Origin of the sequence: Herbidospora solisilvae (assembly GCF_009901565.1) — a bacterium.
GTDB classification, from domain to species: domain Bacteria; phylum Actinomycetota; class Actinomycetes; order Streptosporangiales; family Streptosporangiaceae; genus Herbidospora; species Herbidospora solisilvae.
Map to the genome: position 1 here is coordinate 410,217 of NZ_WXEW01000010.1, position 21,427 is coordinate 431,643.

The window sequence follows — 21,427 nt, forward strand, 5'->3', positions numbered from 1 at the left end:
CCGATGACCAGGACGTGACCTGACATGGAATTCGACCTCCTCGTGGCAGGGGAGCTGAACGCGGACGTCGTCGTCGAGTGCGGCGACGTGCGGCCGACGTTCGGGCAGGTCGAGGAGATCGTGGAGGACGCCACGATCGTCCTCGGCAGCTCCGGCGCGATCACCGCCTGCGGGGCGGCCCGGCTCGGCGCCCGCGTCGCCATGGCCGGGGTGGTCGGCGACGACTGGCTCGGGGACTTCGTGCTCGACCGGCTGGCCGAGCGCGGGGTGGACACACGCTACTGCCTGCGCAGACCAGGCCGGCGCACCGGGATGACCGTCGTACTGGGGGCCCGCGGCGACCGCTCGATGCTGACCTTCCCCGGCGAGATCGGCCGGCTGGCCGCTGCCGACGTGCCCGCCGAGGCGCTCGCCGCCGCGCGGCACCTCCACGTCAGCTCCTACTTCCTCCAGTACGACCTGTGGGCCGGCCTGCCCGCCCTGGTGCAGGAGTTCGCCGGGACGACGTCGGTCGACCCCAACTGGGACCCGTCCCGCTCCTTCGACCACGGGCTGCCGGCGCTGCTGCCCCACCTCGACTACCTGCTGCCGAACGAGCAGGAGGCCGAGCACATCGCCCGCGCCAACGGCGGGCCGCTGACCTGCGGGCTGGTGGTGAAACGCGGCGGCGACGGCGCCACCCTGAACCTGCCCGACGGCACCGCCCTCAGCGTGGACGCCCCCGCGATCACCCCGGTCGAGACGACCGGCGCGGGCGACTCCTTCGACGCCGGTTTCCTGGCCACCCTCCTGCGCGGCGGCACCCACGCCGAAGCGCTGCGCGTCGCCTCCGCCTGCGGCGCCCTCTCGACCCAGGGGCTCGGCGGCACCGCCGCGCAGCCCACCCTCCCCGAGGCGCTCGAACTCGCGGGCACCCTCACCGTCCACGATCTCCAGGAGACCCAGAAGTGACCGCAACGACCGCCCCCGAGCTGGCCCGGCGCACGCAGGCCGAAGTGGAGTCCCAGCCGGACACCTGGCGTCGCGCCATCGACCTGGCCGCCGCGACCGGCGTGCTGCCCGCCGCCGGCGCGAACGTGCTCGGTGTCGGCTGCGGCACCTCCTACTACATCCTCGAAAGCTACGCCCGCCGCCGTCAGCAGCTCGGCCAGGGCCGCACCCGCGCCGCCATCGCCACCGAACTCGACGACGACGACGCCTACGACGCGGCGATCCTGCTGTCCCGCTCGGGCACCACCAGCGACCTGGTCAGGGTCGCCCGCGACCTGTCGCGGCGCACCCGCACGATCGCGATCACCGGCACCGCCGGCTCGCCGATCACCGAGGCCGCGCACGAGACGATCGTGATGGACTTCGCCGACGAGCACTCGGTCGTGCAGACCCGCTACGCCACCTCCGCGCTGACCCTGCTGCGCGCCTCGATCGGCGACGACGTGGCGGGCCTGCCCGACCTCGCCCGCGCCGCGCTGGCCGGGCCGCTGGTCGCCGACCCTGCCGACTACGACCACGTCGTCTTCCTCGGCACGGGCTGGGCGCGCGGCCTGGCGGAGGAGGCCGCTCTCAAGCTGCGCGAGTCGGCCCGGTTGTGGACGGAGTCGTACGCGAGCCTCGAATACCGGCACGGCCCCATCGCCTGCGCCTCGCCGCGCAGCCTCGTGTGGGCGCTCGGCCCGCTGCCCGCCGACGTCGTCGAGGCCGTGAACGCGACCGGGGCCACGCTCCGCGTCGCGACCGGCGACCCGCAGGCCGAGCTGGTCCGGGTGCACCGCCTGGCCGTCGCCTACGCCCGGTACCGGGGGCTGGAGTGCGACAGCCCCGAGCACCTGTCCCGTTCGGTCGTCGTGGAGTAACCGTGCCCTTCGTCCAGTACGCCACCACCGCCCCCGTCCCCGCCGACCTGTCCGCCCGGCTGGCTCGCACCGTCGCCGACGCCCTGGACCTGCCGCCCGGCGCGGTCGTCGCGCAGCGGCTGGCCGTCCTCGACGGCGCGGGCGTCACGGCGGTCGTCCGGGGCCGGCCGCGCGACCCCGGGATGATGCGCGCGGCGGTGGACCGGGCCGCCGCGCTGCTGAGCGCCGAACTGGGCGTCGACCCCGGCTACGTCTTCGTCTCCTGGCCCGATCCGGGGGTCGTCGGGTGATCCTCACCGTCACGCTCAACCCCGCCTACGACGTCACCTATCGCGTCCCCGGCCTGCGGCTGGGCGCCACCAACCGGGTCGGCGAGGTGGCGGTGCGCGCGGGCGGCAAGGGCCTGAACGTGGCCCGGCTGCTGCGGGCGCTGGGCCATGAGGTGACCGCGCTGGGCCTGGCCGACCCCAGGTTCGGCGCGGCGGCCGGGCTGCCCAACGCCTTCACGCCGATCGGCGGGGAGACCCGCCGCACGATCGCTGTCGTCGCCGACGAGGTCACGATGCTGAACGAGCCCGGCCCGGCCGTCTCGGCCGGGGAGTGGACCGCGTTCCTGACCGATTTCCAGGCCTGGGCGCCGCGCGCCTCCGCCGTGGTGATGTCCGGCAGCCTGCCGCCGGGCGTGCCGCCCGACGCCTACGCCGTGCTCGCCGCGCTGGCCGGCGACGTGCCGACGATCGTGGACGCCGAGGGCGACGCCCTGGTCCACGCCCTGGCCGCCCGCCCCCACGTCGTGAAGCCCAACGCCGACGAGCTGAGCCGCACCTTCGGCGCGGCGACCTCCGTCCGCGACGGCGCGATGCGGCTGCGCGAGCTCGGCGCCCGCGCCGCCGTCGTCTCCGACGGGCCGCGCGGCCTGCACGCCGACACCTCCGACGGAGTGTGGCGGGCGGTGCCGCCGTTCGCCGAGGGCAACCCGACCGGCGCGGGCGACGCCGCCGTCGCGGCCATCGCCATGGGCGTGGTCGCCCGCTGGGACTGGGCCGAGACGCTGCAGCACGCCGCCGCCCTGTCGGCCGCCGCCGTCAGGTCACCCCTGGCCGGGCAGGCCGACCACGCCGCCTACCGGGCCAACCTCACCGTCGTCACCACGGAACCACTGGAGCGAGAGTGCTGACCCCCACCGCCGAGATCATCTCCGCCGCGTACGCCGCCGGCCGCGGCGTCGGCGCCTTCAACGTGATCCAGGTCGAGCACGCCCAGGGCATCGTGGCCGGGGCCGAGGAGGCCGGGCTGCCGGTGATCCTCCAGGTCAGCGAGAACACCGTCGACTACCACGGCGGCCTGGCCGCCATCGGCGCGGCCTGCCTGGCCGTCGCCCGCGAGGCGTCGGTGCCGGTCGCGGTGCACCTCGACCACGCCACCCGGGCCGACCTCGTCGAACAGGCGGTGGAGCTGGGCTTCGGGTCGGTGATGTTCGACGCGTCGGCGTCGCCGTACGAGGAGAACGTGGCCGCGACCGCCGAGGTGGTGCGCCGGACCGGCGTCTTCGTGGAGGCCGAGCTGGGCGAGGTGGGCGGCAAGGACGGCGTGCACGCGCCCGGGGCCCGCACCGACCCGGCCGAGGCCGCCGCCTACGTCGCCGCCACGGGCGTGCACGCCCTCGCGGTCGCCGTGGGCACCTCCCACGCGATGCTCACCCGCGACGCCGCGCTGGACTTCGGCCTGATCGCCGAGCTGCGCGCGGCGGTGCCGGTCCCGCTGGTGCTGCACGGCTCGTCGGGCGTCGCCGACGACGGGCTCACCGAGGCCGTCGCCGCGGGCATGACGAAGATCAACATCGCCACCCACCTGAACAAGGCGTTCACCGCCGAGGTCCGGCGGGTGCTGGCCGCCGACACCACCGTCGACCCGCGCAGATACCTGAAGCCCGCCCGCACCGCGGTCGGCGCGCAGGTCGCCCGTCTGCTGCGGGTCCTCCACTGAAGGAGCCGACCATGAGTCTCACCCCGCACCCCGACCCGGGCGCGATCCTCGCCGAGAACGAGCGGCGTGCCCTGGAGCGGGAGGGCATCCCGATGTTCCTCGCGCTGGAGGACCTGCGCGGCCCCTCGACGCCGGCCGCCGACCGCGCCGAGGGCCCGGCCCTGGCCGACCTGACCGGCCGGTACGCCTCGGTGGTGCGCCCCGATGCGGCCGACGACGACCTCGCGGCCCTGGCGTCGGTGGTCACCGTCGTGGCCCGCGTGCACTTCTTCCCGGATGAGGACTGACATGGGATTCGCCGACTACCGCACCGCCCTCGAAGAGGGCCGCCACCTGCGCGTCGTCAACTACCACAACACCCCGGAGTCGACCGCCGGCCAGCTCCGCGAGGAGCTCGCCGCCTACGCGAAGGCGTTCGCGAGCGTCACCGTGGCCGACCTCGACCACTTCTACGCCACCGGCGAGTGGCGCCTTGACCGGCCAGGTTTCATCCCGGTCTTCTACGAGGGCTACCGCAACAACCACACGGTGGCCGCCCCCATCTGCGACGAGCTGGGCCTCACGGCGTGGTTCCCGATCATCACCAGGTTCGTCGACTGCCCGCCCGCCGAGCAGCGCGCCTTCGCCGACGCCCACGACATCGACCTGGTGGAGGAGGAGCTCTCCTATGACCGCCTGGCCCTGACCTGGGACGAGGTCGCCGAGATCGGGCAGCGCCACGTCGTGGTCCCGCACACCGGCAGCCACACGCCGATCGGCGGCATCGTCACGGCCGCCGACGTGGAACGGGAGCTGGCCGAACCGCGCCGCCGCGTCCAGGAGGTGACCGGCCAGGAGGCCGTCGCCAACGTCTACCTGTACGGCACGCCGTTCGGCACCAGCGACTTCCAGGACCGTGCGGTGCTCGACGCCGGATACCGCTACCAGATCAGCAACACCATGATCCAGCGCATCGCCTGACCTACTCGGGCCAGGCCGAGCCCTCGATGACCTCGACGAAGTCGCCCCGGACGAACCCGGGCACGAAGTGGGCCAGCACGTCGGCCTTGACGTTGCCGAACGTCGTCTCGGGGCGGTCCTTGATCCCGTCGGTGAACGCGGCCAGGATGCGCTTCTTGAAGTCGGGCCGGGGATGGGCCTCGACCACGGCCGCCCGCTGCTCGCCGGAGACGGCGTCGTAGCCGATGCCCAGCACGTCGAGCTCCACCCCCCGGGTGACCAGCGCGATCTCCGGAGCCATGTGCAGCGGGATCTCCGGGGTGGTGTGGAGGGCGATGGCCGTCCACACCAGATCGGCCTCCTGGCCGATGATGCCGTGGGCGTGCAGGAACCGCCGCGCCTCGTCGGCGCCGTCGATCTCGAACCGCTGACCGGTGCTGCGGTAACGCCCGGTCAGCCCGAGATCGTGGAACATCGCGCCGACGTACAGCAGCTCGGGGTCGAAGGAGAGGCCCTGGTCGCGCCCGCGCAGCGAGCCCCAGAGGAACACCCGCCGCGAGTGGTCGAACAGCAGCGGTTCGGCCGCCTCCCTGACCAGTTCGGTCGCCGCCCGCGCGAGAGGGCTGTCGGGGATCCGCACGCCCGCGATCGTCTCGCTCATGATCTTCCTCCCTCTTTCTCGGTACGACTCCAGAATCTCCGGCCGCCTACACTGGGGGCCATGTCCTTTCTGACGGATGAACCACAGATTCAGACATGAACCACCGGGTCGGATTCGTGGTGTTCGACGGGGTGACCCTGCTGGACGTCAGCGGCCCCGCCGAGGTCCTGCACCAGGCCGGTCAGGCCGGGCGCCCCTATGAGCTGGTCCTGGTCTCCGCCTCCGGTGGCCAGGTCACCACGTCGACCGGCCTGCCGCTGAGCGGGGTCGTGACGGCGGCCGAGGCCGGCCCGGTCGACACGGTGCTCGTGGCTGGCGGCGACCTGCTGGCCGAGCGGCCTCTGGACCCGGGCCTGCTGGCGACGGCCCGCACGCTGGCCTCCGGCGCCACCCGGGTCGCCTCGGTGTGCACCGGCGCCTTCGTGCTGGCCGAGCTCGGCCTGCTCGACGGCCGCCGCGCCACCACCCACTGGCGGCACGCGGGCGTGCTCGCCCGCCGTCACCCCCTGGTGCGCGTCGAGCCCGACGCGATCCACGTCAGGGACGGCCGGTTCGTCACCTCCGCCGGGATCAGCGCCGGGATCGACCTGACCCTGGCCCTCGTGGAGGACGACCACGGAGCCGAGGCGGCCCGCCGCATCGCCCGCGAGCTGGTCGTCTTCCTGCAGCGGCCCGGCGGGCAGTCGCAGTTCACCGCGGCCACCACGCCGCCCGCGGGCCACGACGTCCTGCGGGTGCTGATCGACTCCGTGCTGGCCGACCCGGCCGCCGACCACGGCCTGCCGGCCATGGCCGCCGCGGCGGCCGTCAGCACCCGCCACCTGACCCGGTTGTTCCACACCGAACTGGGCACCACCCCGGCCCGCTGGGTCGAGCGGGTGCGCCTCGAACACGCCCAGCGGCTGCTGCTCGACGGGCACAGCGTCACGGCGGCGGCCCGCGACAGCGGGCTCGGCAGCGACGAGACCCTCCGCCGGGTCTTCGACCGCCACCTCGGCATCACGCCCACCGCCTACCGTCAGCGCTTCGCCACCACGACCACTCGAAACGGATAGTCCATCCATTTGTGCTACCGTCTTTCTGAGCGGATGGACTATCCGCTTTTTCTGGACGGAGGGCACATGACGAAGACGGCTCTGGTCACGGCCGGCACGGGAGGCATCGGTCTGGAGACCGCGCTGGGGCTGGCCGCCGCCGGGTTCGCAGTCACCGTGGTCGGGCGCGACCCCGCCCGGGGAGCCCGCGCGGTCGACCGCATCGACGCCACCCGGCCTGCCCACCCCGCCCGGTTCCGCCGGGCCGACCTCGGCTCGCTCGACCAGGTCCGCGCCCTGGCCCACGACGTCGCCGCGTCGGGGGAGCCGCTGACGGTGCTGGTCAACAACGTCGGGGCGATGTTCGCCGACCGCGCGGACCTCGGCGGCGTCGAGGCGTCGTTCGTGGTCAACCACCTCTCGCCCTACCTGCTGACCGAACTGCTGCTGCCCGTGCTCACCGCCGGGGCGCCCAGCCGGATCGTGAACGTCACCTCGGGCGCGGTGCGCAGCGCCAGGACGCGGTTCGACGCCGTCGAACCGCCGGGCGGCTACTACGGCTTCCACTGGTACGGCCGCGCCAAGCTCGCCAACCTCGCCTACACCCTCGACCTGGCGAAACGGCTCGACGGCACCGGCGTCTCGGTGTTCGCCGCCGATCCCGGAGGCGCGGCGACCGACATGACCGACGGCACCATGACCGACCCGAAGATCGTCTCGCCGCCCCTGCGGCTGTTGTGGCCGCTGGTCCGCCGCGTGTTCGCCCGGAGCACCTCGGGCCCGGCGTCGGAGGCGGCGAAGCCGTCGATCACCGCCGCCATCGACCCGGCGCTGACCGGCCGGACCGGTCTCGTCCTCGGGCCCCGGGCCCGCCCGGTCGCCCCGATCCGCGCCGCCACCGACCCGCGCGTCGCCGAGGCCGTCGCCCTGCTCAGCCGGGCCCACGCGCCCGTGGCACGGCGGTGAACCGGGATACTCTCCCCATGACGACCACACCGCTGCGCAAGGACGCCGCCCGCAACTGGGAGCGGATCGTCGCCACCGCCCGCGACCTGGTCGACCAGGGCACCCCGGTGCAGCTCAACGACGTCGCCCACTGGGCCGGCGTCGGGGTCGCCACGGTCTACCGCCACTTCGCCACCCCCGAGGCGCTGCTGGAGACCGTCGCCGCGCCCTGCCTGGAGGCCCTGGCCGGGCACGGCGAGCAGGCGCTGACCGACCCCGACCCCCGGCGCGCGCTGGAGGGCTTCCTGTCCCGCGTCGTCGAGGCGCAAGTCACCGACGCCGCCCTGCCGCCCGTCGCCGCCGTGGCCGTCGACGCCTGCCGCGCACCACGGAACTGAAGGGGTCGCTCGCCTCGGCCGGCACCCCGCTCCTCGACCGCGCCCACGCCGCCGGGGCCGTGCGCGCCGACCTCACGCGGCCGACCTCGTGCCGCTCATGTGCGGCCTCGCCCACGCGGTGGCCGTCAGGGGCAGCGCCCCCGCCGATCAGATCGACACCCCCCGCCGCTACCTCGCCACCCTGTTCGACGGCGTGCGCCCCGCGCCGCCTCAGGCCTGAAGGTGCCGCAAGACCGCGAGGACACGGCGGTGGTCGTGGTCCGACGGCGGCAGGCCGAGTTTGGCGAAGATCTGGCTGACGTGCTTCTCCACCGAGCCGTATGACAGGAACAGCGCACTCGCGATGGCGCTGTTCGACCGGCCCTCCGCCATCAGGGCCAGGACGTCGCGTTCCCTGGAGCTGAGGGTGGCCAGTGTCTCCACGCGGCGGCTCGCGCCCATGATCTGGGTGACGACCTCCGGGTCCAGCACGGTCTCCCCGTCGGCGATCCGGTCGAGCGCGGCCAGGAAGTCCGCGACGTCGGCGACGCGCTCCTTCAGCAGGTAGCCCACCCCGTGGGCGCCCTCGGCGAGCAACTGGGCGGCGTAGCGCGTCTCGACGTACTGGGAGAACACCAGCACGCCCACGTCGGGGTGATCGCGGCGGATCCGGATCGCGGCCCGCAGGCCCTCGTCGGTGTGGGACGGCGGCATGCGCACGTCGACCACGGCGACGTCGGGCTCGTGTTCGGCCACGGCCGCCCGCAGCGCCTCGCCGTCGCCCACGGCGGCCACCACGTCGTGGCCCCGGGCGGTGAGCAGCATGCGGAGGCCGTCTCTGAGCATCGCCGCGTCCTCGGCGATCACGATGCGCATGCGTCGTCCCTTCATATGTGGAGGGGGAGGGCCACGGTGATCACCGTAGGGCCTCCGGCGGGACTGCGGACGTCGACGGTTCCGTCCACCGCGCCGGTCCGGGCGGCCAGGCCGCGCAGCCCGGATCCGGCGCCCGTGACCGCGCCCCCGGCGCCGTCGTCACGCACGACCAGGGTCAGCCGGCCGTCGCGGCCCCGCACGTCGGCGGAGGCGTGCCGGGCGCCGCTGTGCCGGACGACGTTGGCGAGCAGTTCGGCGGCGCAGAAGTAGGCGACGGCCTCGATCGAGGGGTCGGGCCGCTCGGGCAGGTCGGCGTCGAGCCGGACGGGCATCGGGGTGCGGGCGGCGAGGGTGGCCAGGGCGGTCTCGAGTCCCTGGTCGAGCGCGGGCGGGAGCATGCCCCGGATCAGGTCGCGCAGTTCCGCCATGGTCTCCTTCGCGTCGCGGTGCGCGCCCTCGACCAGGGGACGGGCGCGTTCGAGGTGGCCGAGGTCGAGCTCTTCGCGGGCCAGGCCCAGGGTCATGGCCAGGGTGACCAGGCGGGCCGACGTCCCGTCGTGCAGGTCACGCTCGACCTGGCGGAGCCGGGCCACCGCGTCGTCGGCGGCGAACGCCCGCGCCCGCTCCAGCCTGCGGATCCTTGCCTCGTTCGCGGACATGCCGAGCAGCGTCCGGGCCAGCAGCCGTTCGGGCGCCAGGGCGAGCCGCAGCCCCGAGGGGGCCAGCAGGAGGAGCACGAGACCGGCCGGGCTCAGCAGCGCCGCGCCCGGCCAGCCCCGCCACAAGGGGGAGGCGAGCAGGACGAGGCCCCCTCCCCACAGACCGGCGGCGGCCGCGAAGGCGAGCGCGGCGGCGGGGAGCCGGAGCAGGGCGTGGGCGACCGCCCGCCATCCCGTCGCGTCGGTGAGCGCCGCGCCGATCCAGCGGAACAGTCCCCTGCCGGGGCGGAAGGGCGCGGGATCGGTGATCGGCACCCCGAGGAGCACGCGGGCCAGCCTCCGGTTGACCGTGCCCAGACCCCGGGCGGCGACCAGGCTCAGGGCCAGCAGCGGCACGCCGATGAGGTTGACCGTCGTGAGGACGCCGAACAGCACCAGCACGAGATGGACCAGGCCGACCCCCACCGCCAGAGGCAGGATCAGCGTGTACACGAGCTCGCGCCCCGCCGCGGACGACCATGGAGGACATCCGGAAAAGGTCCGGAGGACGTCCTCGTGGTGCCGTCTGATCCGCGCCCGCATAGTGACCACCATGATGACGAACCGACGGCGGCGACGACACGCCGCGCTGCTCATCGGCCTGACGCTGACGGCGCTGACGGCGGCGACCCCGGCGGCGGCCCGGGAACCGTTCTGGCGCGCCTGCGCGGGTCCGGACACACCGGCGGACCTGGAGTGCGCCGCGATCGAGGTGCCCGTCGACTGGGCCCGACCCCACGGAGCGACGATCACCCTGGACCTGGCCCGATTACCCGCCACCGAGCCCGCCCGGCGGATCGGCAGCGTGCTCGGCGTGCCCGGCGGCCCCGGGGCCAAGGGCGTCGAGGACCTGCGACGGGCCGCCGCCGACCTCACCGGGTTGCGGCGCAGGTTCGACCTCGTCGCCTACAACCCGCGCACCAGCGTGTGGCTCGACCGGCTGCCCCCGGCCTGCGAACGACCCGCGACGACGCTGTCCGAACCGGCGAGCCCGAAGGAGTACCGCGCCCTGGCCGAGACGATGGCCAAGGGCTTCGAAGCCTGCCGGGAGGCGGACCCGACCGGACTGTTCGGCGCCATGGACTCGTTGTCGGTCGCCAGGGACATGGACGCCGTCCGCCGGGCCCTCGGCGAGGAACGGCTCAGCTTCATGGCCAACTCCTACGGAGGGGTGGCCGCCGTCGCGTACGCCCGGCTGTTCCCGCAGCGCATCCGGGCCATGTACGTCGACGGGACCCCCGACCACGTCGACGGCTGGCTCGACCAGACGCTCCGCACGCTGCCCGTCCGGGACGCGACCTTCACCCGGTTCGCCGCCTGGTGCGCGGCCACCCCCGCCTGCGCGTTGCACGGGCGCGACGTGAAGGCGACCTGGCGCGATCTCACCGAGGGCGCCGACCGCACGCCGATCCGGGCGACGTCGGCCCACTTCGGCGAGGTCGAGCTGACCGGATGGCACCTGCGGAGCTTCGGCTTCATGGCCGATCCCGGCCCCGAGAACACCCGATGGCTGGCTTTCGCCGACGCGATCGACAAGGCCGCCAGGGGCGACGGGTCCGGCTTCGCCGACGGCGTCATCGGCACCGCGCGCGTCTGGGCCACCCCCGGCATCCTGGCGATGACCTGCGGCGACGGCCGCAGCTACACCGGCTACGCCCAGTTGGAGGAGTTCCGCCGGCAGGCGCGGCGGATCTCGCCGGACTTCCAGGGAGCGGCGTTCGACACCCTGGGCTGCACCGGCTGGCCGCTGCCGGTCGCCAACCCGTCGCGGCCCCTGCCCACCCGCGGCCTGCCGCCGTTCCTGGGCGCGGGCAGCACGTGGGGCGACCACGTGTGGACCGAGTCCCTGACCGGCCGGATCCCCGGATCGGTGACCGTCGCCTACGACGGCCCCGGTCACGCGCTGTACCTGTCGGGGAAGGCCTGCCCGATCCGGCACGCGACCAGCTACCTCACCCACCTGAGGCTGCCCCCTCCCGGCACCGTCTGCCCCGCCGAGTGATCGCGCCGCGATCCTAGAGTGGGCCGCATGGACCTGTTCGCGGGAATCCCCGTCACCGACTACCGGCGCGCCCTGGACTGGTACGAACGTCTCCTGGGCGCGCCCCCGGCGTTCTTCCCCAACGACGTCGAGGCCGTGTGGGAGCTGGCCGAACACCGCTACCTCTACGTCGAGCTCCGTCCCGAACGCGCGGGCCGCGCCCTGCAGACCCTCTTCGTCGACGACTACGACGCCCGGGTGGCGGCGATCTCCGCGCGCGGCATCGACCCGGTCACGCGGGAGACCTACGAGAACGGCGTCCGCAAGGCGACCTACCACGACCCCGACGGCAACGAGGTCGGGATCGGCGGAGGCCCCGCCTGAGGAGGATTTTCCCCGGGCCGTGTCGATCCGCGGACCGCCCGTTCGACAAGGGGGTGCGCGGGCCGGAAGGCGGCCCCGCCCGACAAGGAGGACACGATGCCGAGGTACATGCTGATCATGCGGGGCACCGACGAGAGCAACGCGGCCATGATGGCCTCGATCGACGAGGCGATGGCCGCGACCGGCCGGTTCATCGAGGACATGATGAAGGCCGGCGTCCTCCTCGCGGCCGAGGGCCTGGACGATCCGGCGCGCGGCGTCGTCGTCGACTTCGGCGGCGAGACCCCGGTGGTCACCGACGGGCCCTACGGCGAGACCAGGGAACTGTTCGGCGGCTACTTCCTCATCGAGGTCGCCACGGGGGAGGAGGCGGTCGAGTGGGCCACGCGGGTCCCGGCGGTCCGCGGCTCCAAGATCGAGATCCGGCGGGTGGCCGAGGCCGACGAGGTCCCGCCCGGCAGCCGGGCCTGATGGACACCACCGACGTCGAGGCCGTCTGGCGGGTCGAGTCGGCCCGGATCGTCGCCGCGCTGACCCGGTTGACCGGCGACTTCGGGCTGGCCGAGGACGCCGCCCAGGAGGCGGTGACCGAGGCGCTGACGTCGTGGCCGCGCGCCTCCCCGGCCAACCCGGCCGGCTGGCTGATGGCCGCGGCCCGGCGTCGGGCGATCGACACGATCCGCCGCCGGGCCGCCCTCCACGACCGCTACGCCCTGCTCGCGGCCGGTGCGGAGACGGCCGAGCGGGAGGCCGACCCCGACGGGATCGGTGACGACGTCCTGGCGCTGATGTTCGTGAGCTGCCACCCGGTGCTCTCCCGCGAGGCCCGGGTGGCGCTGACACTGCGTGTCGTCGGCGGTCTGTCCAGCGAGGAGATCGCCCGCGCGTTCCTGGTGCCCGTCCCGACGGTGCAGGCCCGGATCACCCGGGCCAAGAAGACGATCGCGGCGGCCGGGGTGCCGTTCGAGCTCCCGCCCGCCCACGAGCGCCGCGACCGGTTGGCCGGCGTATTGAGCGTCCTCTACGTGATCTTCACCGAGGGCTCGACGGCCACGTCGGGCGACCGGCTGCTGCGCCCCGACGTCGCGTACGAGGCGATCCGGCTGACCCGGACCCTGGCCGCGCTGCAGCCCGACGAGCCGGAGGTGCACGGCCTGCTGGCCCTGTGCGAGCTGACGGCCGCGCGTTTCCCCGCCCGCACCGCGCCAGACGGCACCCCCATCCTGCTCGACGCCCAGGACCGCCGGTCGTGGGACCCCGCGGCGATCCACCGCGGCCTGACCGCCCTGGCCAGGGCCACGAAGCGAGGCCTCGGCCCCTACGCCCTCCAGGCCGCGATCGCCGCCGTCCACACCGCTGCCCCCTCGGCCGAGGCGACCGACTGGGACCGGATCGTGCTCCTCTACGAGGCCCTCGGCCGCGTCGCCCCCTCGCCGCTGGTCGACCTCAACCGCGCCGTCGCCGTCGCCATGGCCGGCGACCCGGCCCAGGCCCTGGTCATCGTGGACGCCCTGATCGCCGCCGGCCGCCTCCCGGGTTCGCACCTCGTCCCGACCGTACGCGGCGAACTCCTGACCCGCCTCGGCCGGCTGCCGGAGGCCCGCGCCGAACTGGAGACGGCCGCCCGGTTGTGCGCCAACGACCGCGAACGCACGGTCCTGCTCCGCAAGGCGGCGGCGCTCGACTTCTCCGACAAGTGTTGGAGAAGTGGTATCGTCGAGGCATGAACCGCAGCACCGACCCGCGGGCCGTTCGCACCAGGAACCGGCTCGCTCAGGCGTTCACCGCCGTCGCCGGGGAGGCGCCCGTCTCGGTCAGCGCCATCGTCGAGCGGGCCGGGCTCAACCGGTCGTCGTTCTACGCCCACTTCGACTCCACCAGTGAGCTCGCCCTCTACGTACTGGAGCAGGCCCTCATCGAGATCTCGGTCGAGGACCTGCGGGCCCGCACCAGCGGGGCGGCCGAGGGCGTCGAGGCCTCGCGGGTCGTGGTGGGGCGCATCCTCGACCAGGTCGAAGGGCAGCGGGCCGACCTGGTGGCGGTGTTCACCTCGACCGCCGGAGGGGACGCCCGGGTGCTCTTCGGGGAGCGGATCCGGGCCAACCTGACCGGCTACCTCGAAGTCGCCGCGCCGGAGCGATCCAGCGCCGAACGGGCCACGGCGGCCGTGATGGTCGGGTCGGGGCTGGCCTCGGCGGTGGTCGCGTGGTTGCTGGGGGAGATCGACTGCTCGCGCGACGACCTGCTCGACCTCCTCGTCGGGCTGGTGCCCGACTGGCTCAACGGATTACCCCGACCTCCCCGTTGAGACCAGGACACCAGAGGAGAGAGAACCATGGATCTGCACCTGAAGGGCCGCCGGGCCCTCGTCACCGGATCGAGCTCGGGCCTCGGCGAGGCCATCGCCCGGCTGCTCGCCACCGAGGGGGCCGAAGTCGTCGTCCACGGGCGGAACGCCGCCCGGACCGAGGCCGTCGCCGAGGCGATCCGCGAAGAGGGAGGCGCCGCCGTGACCGCCGTCGGCGATCTCGGCACGGACGATGAGGCCGACGCCGTCGCCGCGAGCGCCGGGCCGGTCGACATCCTCGTCAACAACGCCGGCGTCTACGACCGGCTCGGGTGGGACGAGCTGAGCTCCGGCGACTGGGCCGGCATCTACAACGTCAACGTCATCGCGGCGGCCCGCATGATCCGCCGCCTCGTGCCCGGCATGCGGGCACGCGGATGGGGGCGGGTGATCCAGATCGGCGGCGGGCTGGCCTCCCAGCCGATGGCCGACGCGCCCCACTACAACGCGACCCTCGCCGCCCGCCACAACCTCGCCACCTCGCTCGCGCGCGAGCTCAAGGGCACCGGCGTGACCTCCAACGTCGTGTCACCGGGGGCCGTGCTCGTCGACCACGTGCGGGAGCTCGTCACCCAGATCGCGCCCGCGCGCGGCTGGTCGGGGGAGTGGGCGGACCTGGAACGGGCCGCCTCCGACGAGTGGGTGCCCAACGACGCCGACCGGTTCGGCCGCCCCGACGAGATCGCCGGAGCCGTCGCCTACCTGTGCGGCCCGTACGCGGACTACGTCAGCGGCGCGACCCTCCGCGTCGACGGCGGGACCGTGCGGAGCGCGTTCTAGGGTTTGACGGCCACGCCGCCGTAGGCCCACGCGTGCCCGCCGCCGGGGATGGGAGCCTGGTACTCGTCCTCGTCCGGCCGCCAGGTGACGACCTCGACGACGCCCGGAGGCACCAGCGTCCACCCGTCGAAGAAGCTCGTCACCTGCGCGTGGGTCCGGGGGACCATGGACGCCGGGCCCTTGTCGTAGGGCTTGGTGAACTGGTCCTCCTCCACTTGCGGCGCGAAGTCGAGTGTGATGTGCGACAGCAGCAGGTGGCTTCCCGACGGCACGACCGCCTTGTAGTGCTCGACGAGCTCGCCCGGCTTGTCGCCGTCGGTGACGAAGTGCAGCACCCCGGCCATGATGATCCCGACCGGCTGGGAGAAGTCGAGCACGTCGACCACCTCGCGGTGCGACAGGATGTGGTCGGGATCGCGTAAGTCGGCCTCGATGACGGTGGTCCGGCCCTCGTCGCTGCTGGTCAGCAGCGCCCGCCCGTGCACCAGGACGATCGGGTCGTTGTCGACGTACACCACCCGGGAGGCGGGGTTGACCGCCTGGGCGATCTCGTGGGTGTTGCCCTGCGTCGGGATGCCGGTGCCGATGTCGAGGAACTGCCGGATGCCGGCCTCGGCGAGGTGGCGCACGGCCCGGCTGAGGAAGGCCCGATGGGCGCGCACCCCCTCGCGGGTGCCCGGCGACAACTTGATGAGCTGCTCGCCTGCCTCGCGGTCGGCGGCGAAGTGGTCCTTGCCGCCGAGGAGGTAGTCGTAGATGCGGGCGGGGTGAGGGATCGTCGGATCGATCCGGGTGAGCGGCGGAGCGTCACCGGCGGACTCGGCCCTGGGACCGTTGGGGAAACCGGCCATTACTTTCTCCCTCAGTCGTCTTTCTGTGTTAACGCTCACACCGTAGCTCGTCAGGTGGTGATATGACCTGATAGCAGATCAAATTATGGTTGCGATCGCCGGTCTGAAATCGGTCGCCGGACTTTCTGTCGGACATTTCTGCTGCATTCGCGCGAATCCGACTGATCGCGGGGGCTCGTGCGGGAATGGAGGCGTTCATTCCCGCACGAGCCGGCCGTCAGGCGGTCGTACAGGAGGCGCCGTTGAGCGTGAACGACGCCGGCGCCGCGGTGTTGCCCGTGTGGGTGGCCTGGAAGCCGATGTCGAGCGTCGCGCCCGCCGCCAGGTTGGCGTTGTAACCGACGTTGGTCGCGGTCACCGCCCCGCCGGCCGGGCTGTAGGCGGCGTTCCACCCGCCGGTGATGGCCTGCCCCGACGGCAGGGTGAAGCGCAGCGACCAGCCGTTCAACGCCGTCGGCCCGGTGTTGGTGATCCTGATCGCGGCCGTGAACCCGTTGTTCCAGGCGTTCATCGTGTACGACACCCGGCACGCCCCCGTGCCCGGACTCGGCGAAGGACTGGGCGACGGGCTCGGCGAAGGACTGGGCGAGGCCGACGGCGAGGGGCTCGGCGAGGGCGTGGGCGAGGTGAACTGCGTGAAGAAGCGCCACACCTCGGCCGGCACCCAGGTCCGGGACCCGCTGTCACCGGTCGCGCCGTCCTGCGGGGCGGCGATGTGGCCCTCGTCGAAGGCCGCCCAGGCGACCGGATAGCCGGCCTGGCATCCGGAGTAGGTGGTGACCCGGTGCGACAGGCTGCCCTGGGAGGGCTCCGGCGGGTTCTGCGCCGTGCAGCCGTTGTTGCGGACGAACCGGTCGCGCAGCGTCCGCCCCTGCGAGATCGCCAGCACGTTGTCGCGCAGCCCGTGGATGCCGAGGTAGGCGATCGGCTGGGTGCCGCCGCTGCACCCGCTCAGCTGCGCGCCCGACTGCACCGCGACCGCGCGGAAGACGTTGGACCGCGCGCACGCCAGCGCGTTCGACATGGCGCCGCCGTAGCTGAAGCCGACCGCGAACCGCTGGGCGGTGTCGACGCACAGGTCGGACTCGATCTGGCCGATGATGGTGTCGACGAGCGTGACGTCCTCGCCGCCGGAGTTGGCCCACCCGTTGTTGAGCCCCTGGGGCGCGACGAAGATGGCGCTGTTGTTCGCCAGTCGCTGCAGGCCGTAGTAGGACCACAGGTCCCGCTGGACGGTCTGCCCGGTGGCCACGTCGGTGGCGGTGCCGTTCAGCCAGTGGAACCCGAAGACCAGGCGGTAGGGCCGGGTGTTGTCGTAGTTGTCCGGCACCCGCAGGATGTACGACCGGCTCTTGCCGTTGTGCTGGAGCGAGTAGGTGCCACTGCGCAGGGTGGGCGTCTTGCCGCAGCCCGCGGTCGCGGCCAGGACGGCCGCCTCACCCGAGGGCCCGGCGGCGCTGTGGCCCGACGCGGCGGGACCCCAGGCCAGGATGACGAGCGCCGCGGCCCCGGCGGCGGCGAGGACCGATCGAGTTCGTGTGATCACGTGAGTTCCTTGGGGGGTTGGGTGCCGGAGACCGGGCTCCTTTCCGTCCCTTCCGAGCGGCGAATCCCCGCGCCGACGCGACTGGACGGATTGCCGGATTCTCCTGCCGGGAGACGGCCGGGCCACGGGACCGGCCTGGCGGCAAGAGAAGCGAAACGGCATGCTGTTATCGCTAACATCCGGATTTCGCGGTCACCGTAGGCAGGCGTCGGAGCGGCTGTCAAGAATGGCGTTCGGACCGTCGAGAGGCGAAATCGGCCGATTCACGCGCGTGCCACCAGGGATGCGTTGAGCGCTGGACCCGGCGGAGGTGTAATTTTCAGCACGCCGTCGCGACCGGAGCGCACGGGATCGCCGGCCCCTCGTCGTTGAGGTCAGGTGTCGGCGGGGTCCTCGTCGGTGGTGAGGTTGTCGAGGACGGCCTCCGACAGTGCGGCCAGGCTGTCGAGCTGGCGTGGGGTGACGACGTCGAGGAAGACGCGGCGGACGTAGTCGATGTGCAGCGGGACGGCCTTGGTGATGGCCTCGTGGCCGGCGGGGGTGAGGGTGATCTGCTGGCCGCGGGGGTCGTCGGCGCAGGGGTTGCGCTCGACCTGTCCGCGCGTGACCATCCGCGAGATCTGGTGCGTGAGCCGGGTCTTCTCCCAGCGGAGCCGTTCGCGCAGTTCGAAGACGCGCAGGCTGTTGTCCGGCTGCATCCACAACGTGCTGAGGACGGCGTAGTCGGCCAGCGACAGGCCGGTGTCGTTGAGCAGTTGCCGGTTCATGTGGCGGCGCAGGTCCTCCTGCATGGTGAGGAAGGCGTACCAGGCACGCCGCTCGCGGTCGCTCAGCTCCCCGGGCTCGGTCATCCACCCAGGCTACCGAATGGATGACACGTCCCCCTTCGCCGAATCAGGACTGCTCGGCAGAAGCCCCGTCGAGGCGGGGTGATGACACGTCACCCCAGCTCCAGGGGCTTGACCGGACATATGCCGATATTTGCCATTTCAAAAAGGGTGATGCATCATCCTTCTCAGGGTGATGCATCACCCACCCATATGGAAAGAAGTGATCATGGAACGAATCTGGCTGGTCACCGGTGCCGCCTCCGGCCTCGGCCGCGAGATCGCACGGGTGGCCCTGGAGACGAGGGACACGGCCGTGCTGACCGACCGCCGCACCGACGGAGCCGCGGAGCCGGTCGCCGCCCGGATCCCCGGATACGGGGAGACGGTCGGCGAGCTGCGCGCCCACGTGGCCGAGGTCGCCGGCCACCGGCCCGGCGACCCCCGGAAGATCGCCGCCGCCATCCTCGCCGCCCTGGACGCCCCCGGCACGCCTCTGCGCCCGGCGTTCGGCGACGACACCTTCGGCCGCCTCGCCGCAGCGGCCGAACGCGCCGCCTGGGAGCCCCTGTCGCGCGGCACCGACTTCGACGACGAGTGAACGACATGGGAAAGGAGCCCACGATGGATCGTGTGGCGGGGAAGACGGCCATCGTCACCGGCGGGGCCATGGGCATGGGCGCGGCCACGGTACGCCGCCTGGCGGCGGAGGGCGCGAACGTCGTCGTCGCCGACGTCGACGAGGACGCGGCACGGAGCCTGGCGGCCGGCCTCGGCCCGCGCGTGGTCGCCGAACGGCTCGACGTGCGGTCGGAAGAGCAGTGGGCCGAGGTCGTCGCGCGTACCGAGGAGAGGTTCGGCTCGGTCGACGTCCTGGTCAACAACGCGGGCGTGGCCGACCCGGCGCCGCTGGAGGAGTGGGACGCCGCCCGGTTGCGGCGCACGCTCGACGTCAACCTGGTCGGCGTCTTCAACGGCGTCCAGGCCGTGGTCCCGGCGATGAGACGGGCCGGCGGCGGCTCGATCGTCAACATCGGCTCGGTCGGCGCACTCCAAGGAGTGCCGAGGATGTCCGGGTACGTCGTCTCAAAATGGGGGGTACGCGGTCTCACCAAGACCGCCGCCCTGGAGCTCGGCGTCTTCGGCATCCGGGTCAACGCCGTGCACCCGGGGCAGATCCGCACCCCGATGACCGAGGGCGTCGTCTTCGACACCCGGAACGTCGCACTCGGACGCGTCGGCGAGCCCGACGACATCGCGGCGATCGTGTTGTTCTTCGCGAGCGACGACTCGCGGTTCGTCACCGGCGCGGAGGTCGCCGGCGACGGGGGCCAGATCGCCGGGCCGGCCGACTACCAGGGACTGCCGCAGTAAGTAATGATCACTGCAAGTGATCTCCTGGGACGGCGGGTGTTGCGCGGATTCCCCCTGGTCAGGCGGCGCAATTGAGGGATGACGATCAATCAGGGTGTCCGGCGGGTCGCGACGTGGGCCGCCACGCTGGCCGTGGTCCTGACGGCCGGCGCCGGCCTGACCGCCGCCCCCGCCGCCGCCGACATCTCGCCGCTCGGCGCCAACATCTGGACCTGCGAGCCGTCGCCGCTCCGCCCGCGTCCGGTGGTGCTGGTCCACGGCACGTTCGAGGACATGGCGGGCAACTGGGCGACCCTGTCGCCGAGGCTGAAGCTGGCGGGCCACTGCGTCTTCGCGCTCAACTACGGCCGGGTCCCGGCCACGGGGCCGGTGCACGGCGTGGGCGACATCTCCCGCTCGGCCCAGGAGTTGTCGGACTTCGTCGACAGGGTGCTCGCGGCGACCGGGGCGTCCGAGGTCGACGTCGTCGGTCATTCTCAGGGCGGGATGATGCCGCGCTACTACCTCAAGTTCCTGAACGGCGCGGCGAAGGTGCACCGGCTGATCGGCGTCACGCCGTCCAACCACGGCACGAGTTCCAGCGGGCTGGTCGACCTGGCCCGGCTGCTCGGGCTCAGCCCGGCCGTCGCGCTGGTGTGCCAGGCCTGTCAGCAGCAGATGGCCGGCTCCGACTTCATGAAGACGCTGAACGACGGGGGCGACACGGTTCCCGGGGTGGACTACACGGTGATCGCCACGAGGTTCGACCGGGTGGTCACGCCGTACACGTCGAGTTTCCTGACCGGCGACGCGGTCCGCAACATCCTGCTCCAGGACCGTGCCCCGCTCGACTTCAGCGGTCACGCGGCCGTCAACCACGACCCGGTGGTGCATCAGATCGTGCTCGACGAACTCGACGCCCCGGCGACCCCGCTTCCGTAAGTTACGAGCCGAACCGCTTTCTGGACGTGGCCCGGATCGACGTAAGTTTCGCCGACGTGAACGTTTCAGCACCGAAGCGATCTTGTACGGTCCGGCCACGGGACCGTAAGAGCAGAAAAAGGGCCTCGCCGGGGCGGACGGCGCGAAAGCACGCGCCCAGGGGCCGCCTTGACGCGAATCGATCCCCTCGTATTAGCTCCGCGCACCGTTTGTTAACGCTATCAGCCTCAGTTGACCGCGAACGACCACGTCCCCACAGACGAAGAACGAGGAGCACCCCCATGCGCCTGCCCTGGCGAACGCGGACGTCGCGCCGATCGGCCGTGCGCCGCCGGTTCGCGATCATCAGCCTCCCGATCCTGCTGACGGCGGCCGGACTGGTGGCCACCCAGCCCGCGCAGGCCGCCGTCGCCTGCCGGGTCGACTACACCGTCACTTCGTCGTGGCCGGGCGGCTTCGGCGCCAACGTCACCATCAACAACCTGGGTGACGCGGTGAGCGGCTGGCAGCTGACCTGGACATTCGGCTCCGGCCAGCAGATCAGCCAGATGTGGAACGCCACACCCTCCCAGTCGGGTTCGACGGTGACCGCCACCAACATGCCCTACAACGCCGCGATCCCCTCCGGCGGCAGCACCGGCTTCGGCTTCAACGGCTCCTCCAGCGGCAGCAACCCGTCGCCGACCGCGTTCTCCCTGAACGGCGTCCCCTGCACCGGCAACCCCGGCACGCCCACCCCGACCCCGACGCCCACGCCGAGCCCCACGCCGACGCCCAGCCCCACGCCGACCCCGAGCCTGAGCCCGACGCCGTCACCCACGCCCACGTGCAACCTGCCGTCGACCTACCGGTGGACGTCCACCGGCGCGCTGGCGCAGCCGCGTTCGGGCTGGGTGTCGCTGAAGGACTTCACCGTCGCCCCGTACAACGGGCAGCAGCTCGTGTACGCCACCACGCACGACTTCGGGTCGAGCTGGGGTTCGATGAACTTCGGGCTGTTCACCAACTACTCGCAGATGGCCTCGGCGAGCCAGAACGCGATGACCTCGG

At 72.9% G+C, this 21,427-nt stretch carries 27 protein-coding genes; 21 read left to right on the forward strand and 6 right to left on the reverse strand.

Going from position 1 to position 21,427, the window contains the following annotated elements; translation table 11 throughout:
• The first annotated feature begins 24 nt into the window (after positions 1–24).
• Genes GT755_RS32520 through GT755_RS32550 form a run of 7 tightly spaced genes read left to right on the forward strand, consistent with a single transcriptional unit; the run spans position 25 to position 4,796 of the window.
• Positions 25–951, forward strand: a complete 927-nt coding sequence (locus GT755_RS32520; RefSeq protein ID WP_161483381.1) for a carbohydrate kinase family protein — start codon at positions 25–27, stop codon at positions 949–951.
• Positions 948–1,850: an SIS domain-containing protein gene (locus tag GT755_RS32525; protein WP_328794653.1), complete on the forward strand. Its 903-nt coding sequence runs from the start codon at positions 948–950 to the stop codon at positions 1,848–1,850. The genes GT755_RS32520 and GT755_RS32525 overlap by 4 nt, the downstream gene beginning before the upstream one ends.
• A 2-nt stretch (positions 1,851–1,852) precedes the next feature.
• Positions 1,853–2,140, forward strand: a complete 288-nt coding sequence (locus GT755_RS32530; RefSeq protein WP_161483382.1) for a hypothetical protein — start codon at positions 1,853–1,855, stop codon at positions 2,138–2,140.
• Positions 2,137–3,027, forward strand: coding sequence for a 1-phosphofructokinase family hexose kinase (locus GT755_RS32535; RefSeq protein WP_161483383.1), 891 nt, complete (start codon positions 2,137–2,139; stop codon positions 3,025–3,027). Before GT755_RS32530 ends, GT755_RS32535 begins: the two co-directional genes overlap by 4 nt.
• Entirely contained in the window at positions 3,021–3,836 is an 816-nt protein-coding gene (locus GT755_RS32540; protein WP_161483384.1) for a class II fructose-bisphosphate aldolase, read from the forward strand. The genes GT755_RS32535 and GT755_RS32540 overlap by 7 nt, the downstream gene beginning before the upstream one ends.
• A gap of 11 nt (positions 3,837–3,847) precedes the next feature.
• Positions 3,848–4,123, forward strand: a complete 276-nt coding sequence (locus tag GT755_RS32545) for a hypothetical protein (RefSeq protein ID WP_161483385.1) — start codon at positions 3,848–3,850, stop codon at positions 4,121–4,123.
• 1 nt (position 4,124) lies between these two features.
• On the forward strand, positions 4,125–4,796 hold the full coding sequence (locus tag GT755_RS32550) for a polysaccharide deacetylase family protein (RefSeq protein ID WP_161483386.1): 672 nt from the start codon (positions 4,125–4,127) through the stop codon (positions 4,794–4,796).
• 1 nt (position 4,797) lies between these two features.
• Here GT755_RS32550 and GT755_RS32555 read toward each other — a convergent pair whose 3' ends face one another.
• A complete protein-coding gene (locus GT755_RS32555; protein WP_161483387.1) occupies positions 4,798–5,436 on the reverse strand; it encodes an HD domain-containing protein in 639 nt (212 codons plus the stop codon).
• A 95-nt stretch (positions 5,437–5,531) separates the two neighbouring features.
• On the opposite strand from GT755_RS32555, the gene GT755_RS32560 reads away from it, so the two are divergent.
• The 4 genes from GT755_RS32560 to GT755_RS40800 all read left to right on the forward strand — a co-directional run bounded on the left by GT755_RS32560 (position 5,532) and on the right by GT755_RS40800 (position 8,033).
• Complete coding sequence (locus GT755_RS32560) at positions 5,532–6,491, forward strand: GlxA family transcriptional regulator (protein ID WP_161483388.1); 960 nt, start codon at positions 5,532–5,534, stop codon at positions 6,489–6,491.
• Positions 6,492–6,557: 66 nt separating this feature from the next.
• Positions 6,558–7,436 carry an SDR family NAD(P)-dependent oxidoreductase gene (locus GT755_RS32565; protein WP_161483389.1) on the forward strand — a complete coding sequence of 293 codons (879 nt, stop codon included), beginning with the start codon at positions 6,558–6,560 and terminating at the stop codon, positions 7,434–7,436.
• 17 nt (positions 7,437–7,453) lie between these two features.
• Positions 7,454–7,813: a TetR/AcrR family transcriptional regulator gene (locus GT755_RS38845; RefSeq protein ID WP_202610741.1), complete on the forward strand. Its 360-nt coding sequence runs from the start codon at positions 7,454–7,456 to the stop codon at positions 7,811–7,813.
• Between the two features lie 97 nt (positions 7,814–7,910).
• Positions 7,911–8,033, forward strand: coding sequence for a hypothetical protein (locus tag GT755_RS40800; RefSeq protein ID WP_268903584.1), 123 nt, complete (start codon positions 7,911–7,913; stop codon positions 8,031–8,033).
• On the opposite strand, the gene GT755_RS32575 is transcribed toward GT755_RS40800, so the two are convergent.
• Positions 8,024–8,668, reverse strand: a complete 645-nt coding sequence (locus GT755_RS32575) for a response regulator (RefSeq protein WP_161483390.1) — start codon at positions 8,666–8,668, stop codon at positions 8,024–8,026. The two genes, GT755_RS40800 and GT755_RS32575, sit on opposite strands and share 10 nt — an antisense overlap.
• Positions 8,669–8,679: 11 nt before the next feature.
• Positions 8,680–9,819, reverse strand: a complete 1,140-nt coding sequence (locus GT755_RS32580) for a sensor histidine kinase (protein ID WP_161483391.1) — start codon at positions 9,817–9,819, stop codon at positions 8,680–8,682.
• Positions 9,820–9,919: 100 nt separating this feature from the next.
• Here GT755_RS32580 and GT755_RS32585 point away from each other — a divergent pair, with 100 nt between their 5' ends.
• The 6 genes from GT755_RS32585 (at position 9,920) to GT755_RS32610 (ending at position 14,858) form a co-directional block, all read left to right on the forward strand.
• Positions 9,920–11,368: an alpha/beta fold hydrolase gene (locus GT755_RS32585; RefSeq protein WP_161483392.1), complete on the forward strand. Its 1,449-nt coding sequence runs from the start codon at positions 9,920–9,922 to the stop codon at positions 11,366–11,368.
• A 27-nt stretch (positions 11,369–11,395) separates the two neighbouring features.
• Positions 11,396–11,731: a VOC family protein gene (locus GT755_RS32590; protein ID WP_161483393.1), complete on the forward strand. Its 336-nt coding sequence runs from the start codon at positions 11,396–11,398 to the stop codon at positions 11,729–11,731.
• 96 nt (positions 11,732–11,827) lie between these two features.
• Positions 11,828–12,202 (forward strand): YciI family protein, encoded by a 375-nt coding sequence (locus tag GT755_RS32595; protein ID WP_161483394.1) that lies wholly within the window; start codon positions 11,828–11,830, stop codon positions 12,200–12,202.
• On the forward strand, positions 12,202–13,458 hold the full coding sequence (locus tag GT755_RS32600; protein WP_161483395.1) for an RNA polymerase sigma factor: 1,257 nt from the start codon (positions 12,202–12,204) through the stop codon (positions 13,456–13,458). Before GT755_RS32595 ends, GT755_RS32600 begins: the two co-directional genes overlap by 1 nt.
• Positions 13,455–14,039, forward strand: a complete 585-nt coding sequence (locus tag GT755_RS32605; RefSeq protein WP_161483396.1) for a TetR/AcrR family transcriptional regulator — start codon at positions 13,455–13,457, stop codon at positions 14,037–14,039. Before GT755_RS32600 ends, GT755_RS32605 begins: the two co-directional genes overlap by 4 nt.
• Before the next feature lie 27 nt (positions 14,040–14,066).
• Positions 14,067–14,858, forward strand: a complete 792-nt coding sequence (locus GT755_RS32610; protein ID WP_161483397.1) for an SDR family NAD(P)-dependent oxidoreductase — start codon at positions 14,067–14,069, stop codon at positions 14,856–14,858.
• Here the strand turns inward: GT755_RS32610 and GT755_RS32615 are convergent.
• From GT755_RS32615 to GT755_RS32625, 3 genes are all read right to left on the reverse strand, one after another.
• Entirely contained in the window at positions 14,855–15,709 is an 855-nt protein-coding gene (locus GT755_RS32615) for an SAM-dependent methyltransferase (protein ID WP_161483398.1), read from the reverse strand. The genes GT755_RS32610 and GT755_RS32615 overlap by 4 nt on opposite strands.
• A 217-nt stretch (positions 15,710–15,926) precedes the next feature.
• Positions 15,927–17,255 carry a cellulose binding domain-containing protein gene (locus GT755_RS40175; RefSeq protein ID WP_328794654.1) on the reverse strand — a complete coding sequence of 443 codons (1,329 nt, stop codon included), beginning with the start codon at positions 17,253–17,255 and terminating at the stop codon, positions 15,927–15,929.
• Positions 17,256–17,629: 374 nt separating this feature from the next.
• Positions 17,630–18,106: a MarR family winged helix-turn-helix transcriptional regulator gene (locus GT755_RS32625; RefSeq protein ID WP_161483400.1), complete on the reverse strand. Its 477-nt coding sequence runs from the start codon at positions 18,104–18,106 to the stop codon at positions 17,630–17,632.
• A gap of 205 nt (positions 18,107–18,311) precedes the next feature.
• Between GT755_RS32625 and GT755_RS32630 the strand changes: the two genes are divergently transcribed.
• From GT755_RS32630 to GT755_RS32645, 4 genes are all read left to right on the forward strand, one after another.
• Positions 18,312–18,683, forward strand: a complete 372-nt coding sequence (locus tag GT755_RS32630; RefSeq protein ID WP_161483401.1) for a hypothetical protein — start codon at positions 18,312–18,314, stop codon at positions 18,681–18,683.
• Positions 18,684–18,706: 23 nt separating this feature from the next.
• A complete protein-coding gene (locus tag GT755_RS32635) occupies positions 18,707–19,456 on the forward strand; it encodes an SDR family NAD(P)-dependent oxidoreductase (protein WP_161483402.1) in 750 nt (249 codons plus the stop codon).
• A gap of 78 nt (positions 19,457–19,534) precedes the next feature.
• Complete coding sequence (locus tag GT755_RS32640; protein WP_161483403.1) at positions 19,535–20,377, forward strand: esterase/lipase family protein; 843 nt, start codon at positions 19,535–19,537, stop codon at positions 20,375–20,377.
• A 281-nt stretch (positions 20,378–20,658) separates the two neighbouring features.
• Positions 20,659–21,427 (forward strand): non-reducing end alpha-L-arabinofuranosidase family hydrolase (locus tag GT755_RS32645; protein WP_202610742.1); only part of this gene is annotated, 769 nt, incomplete at its 3' end.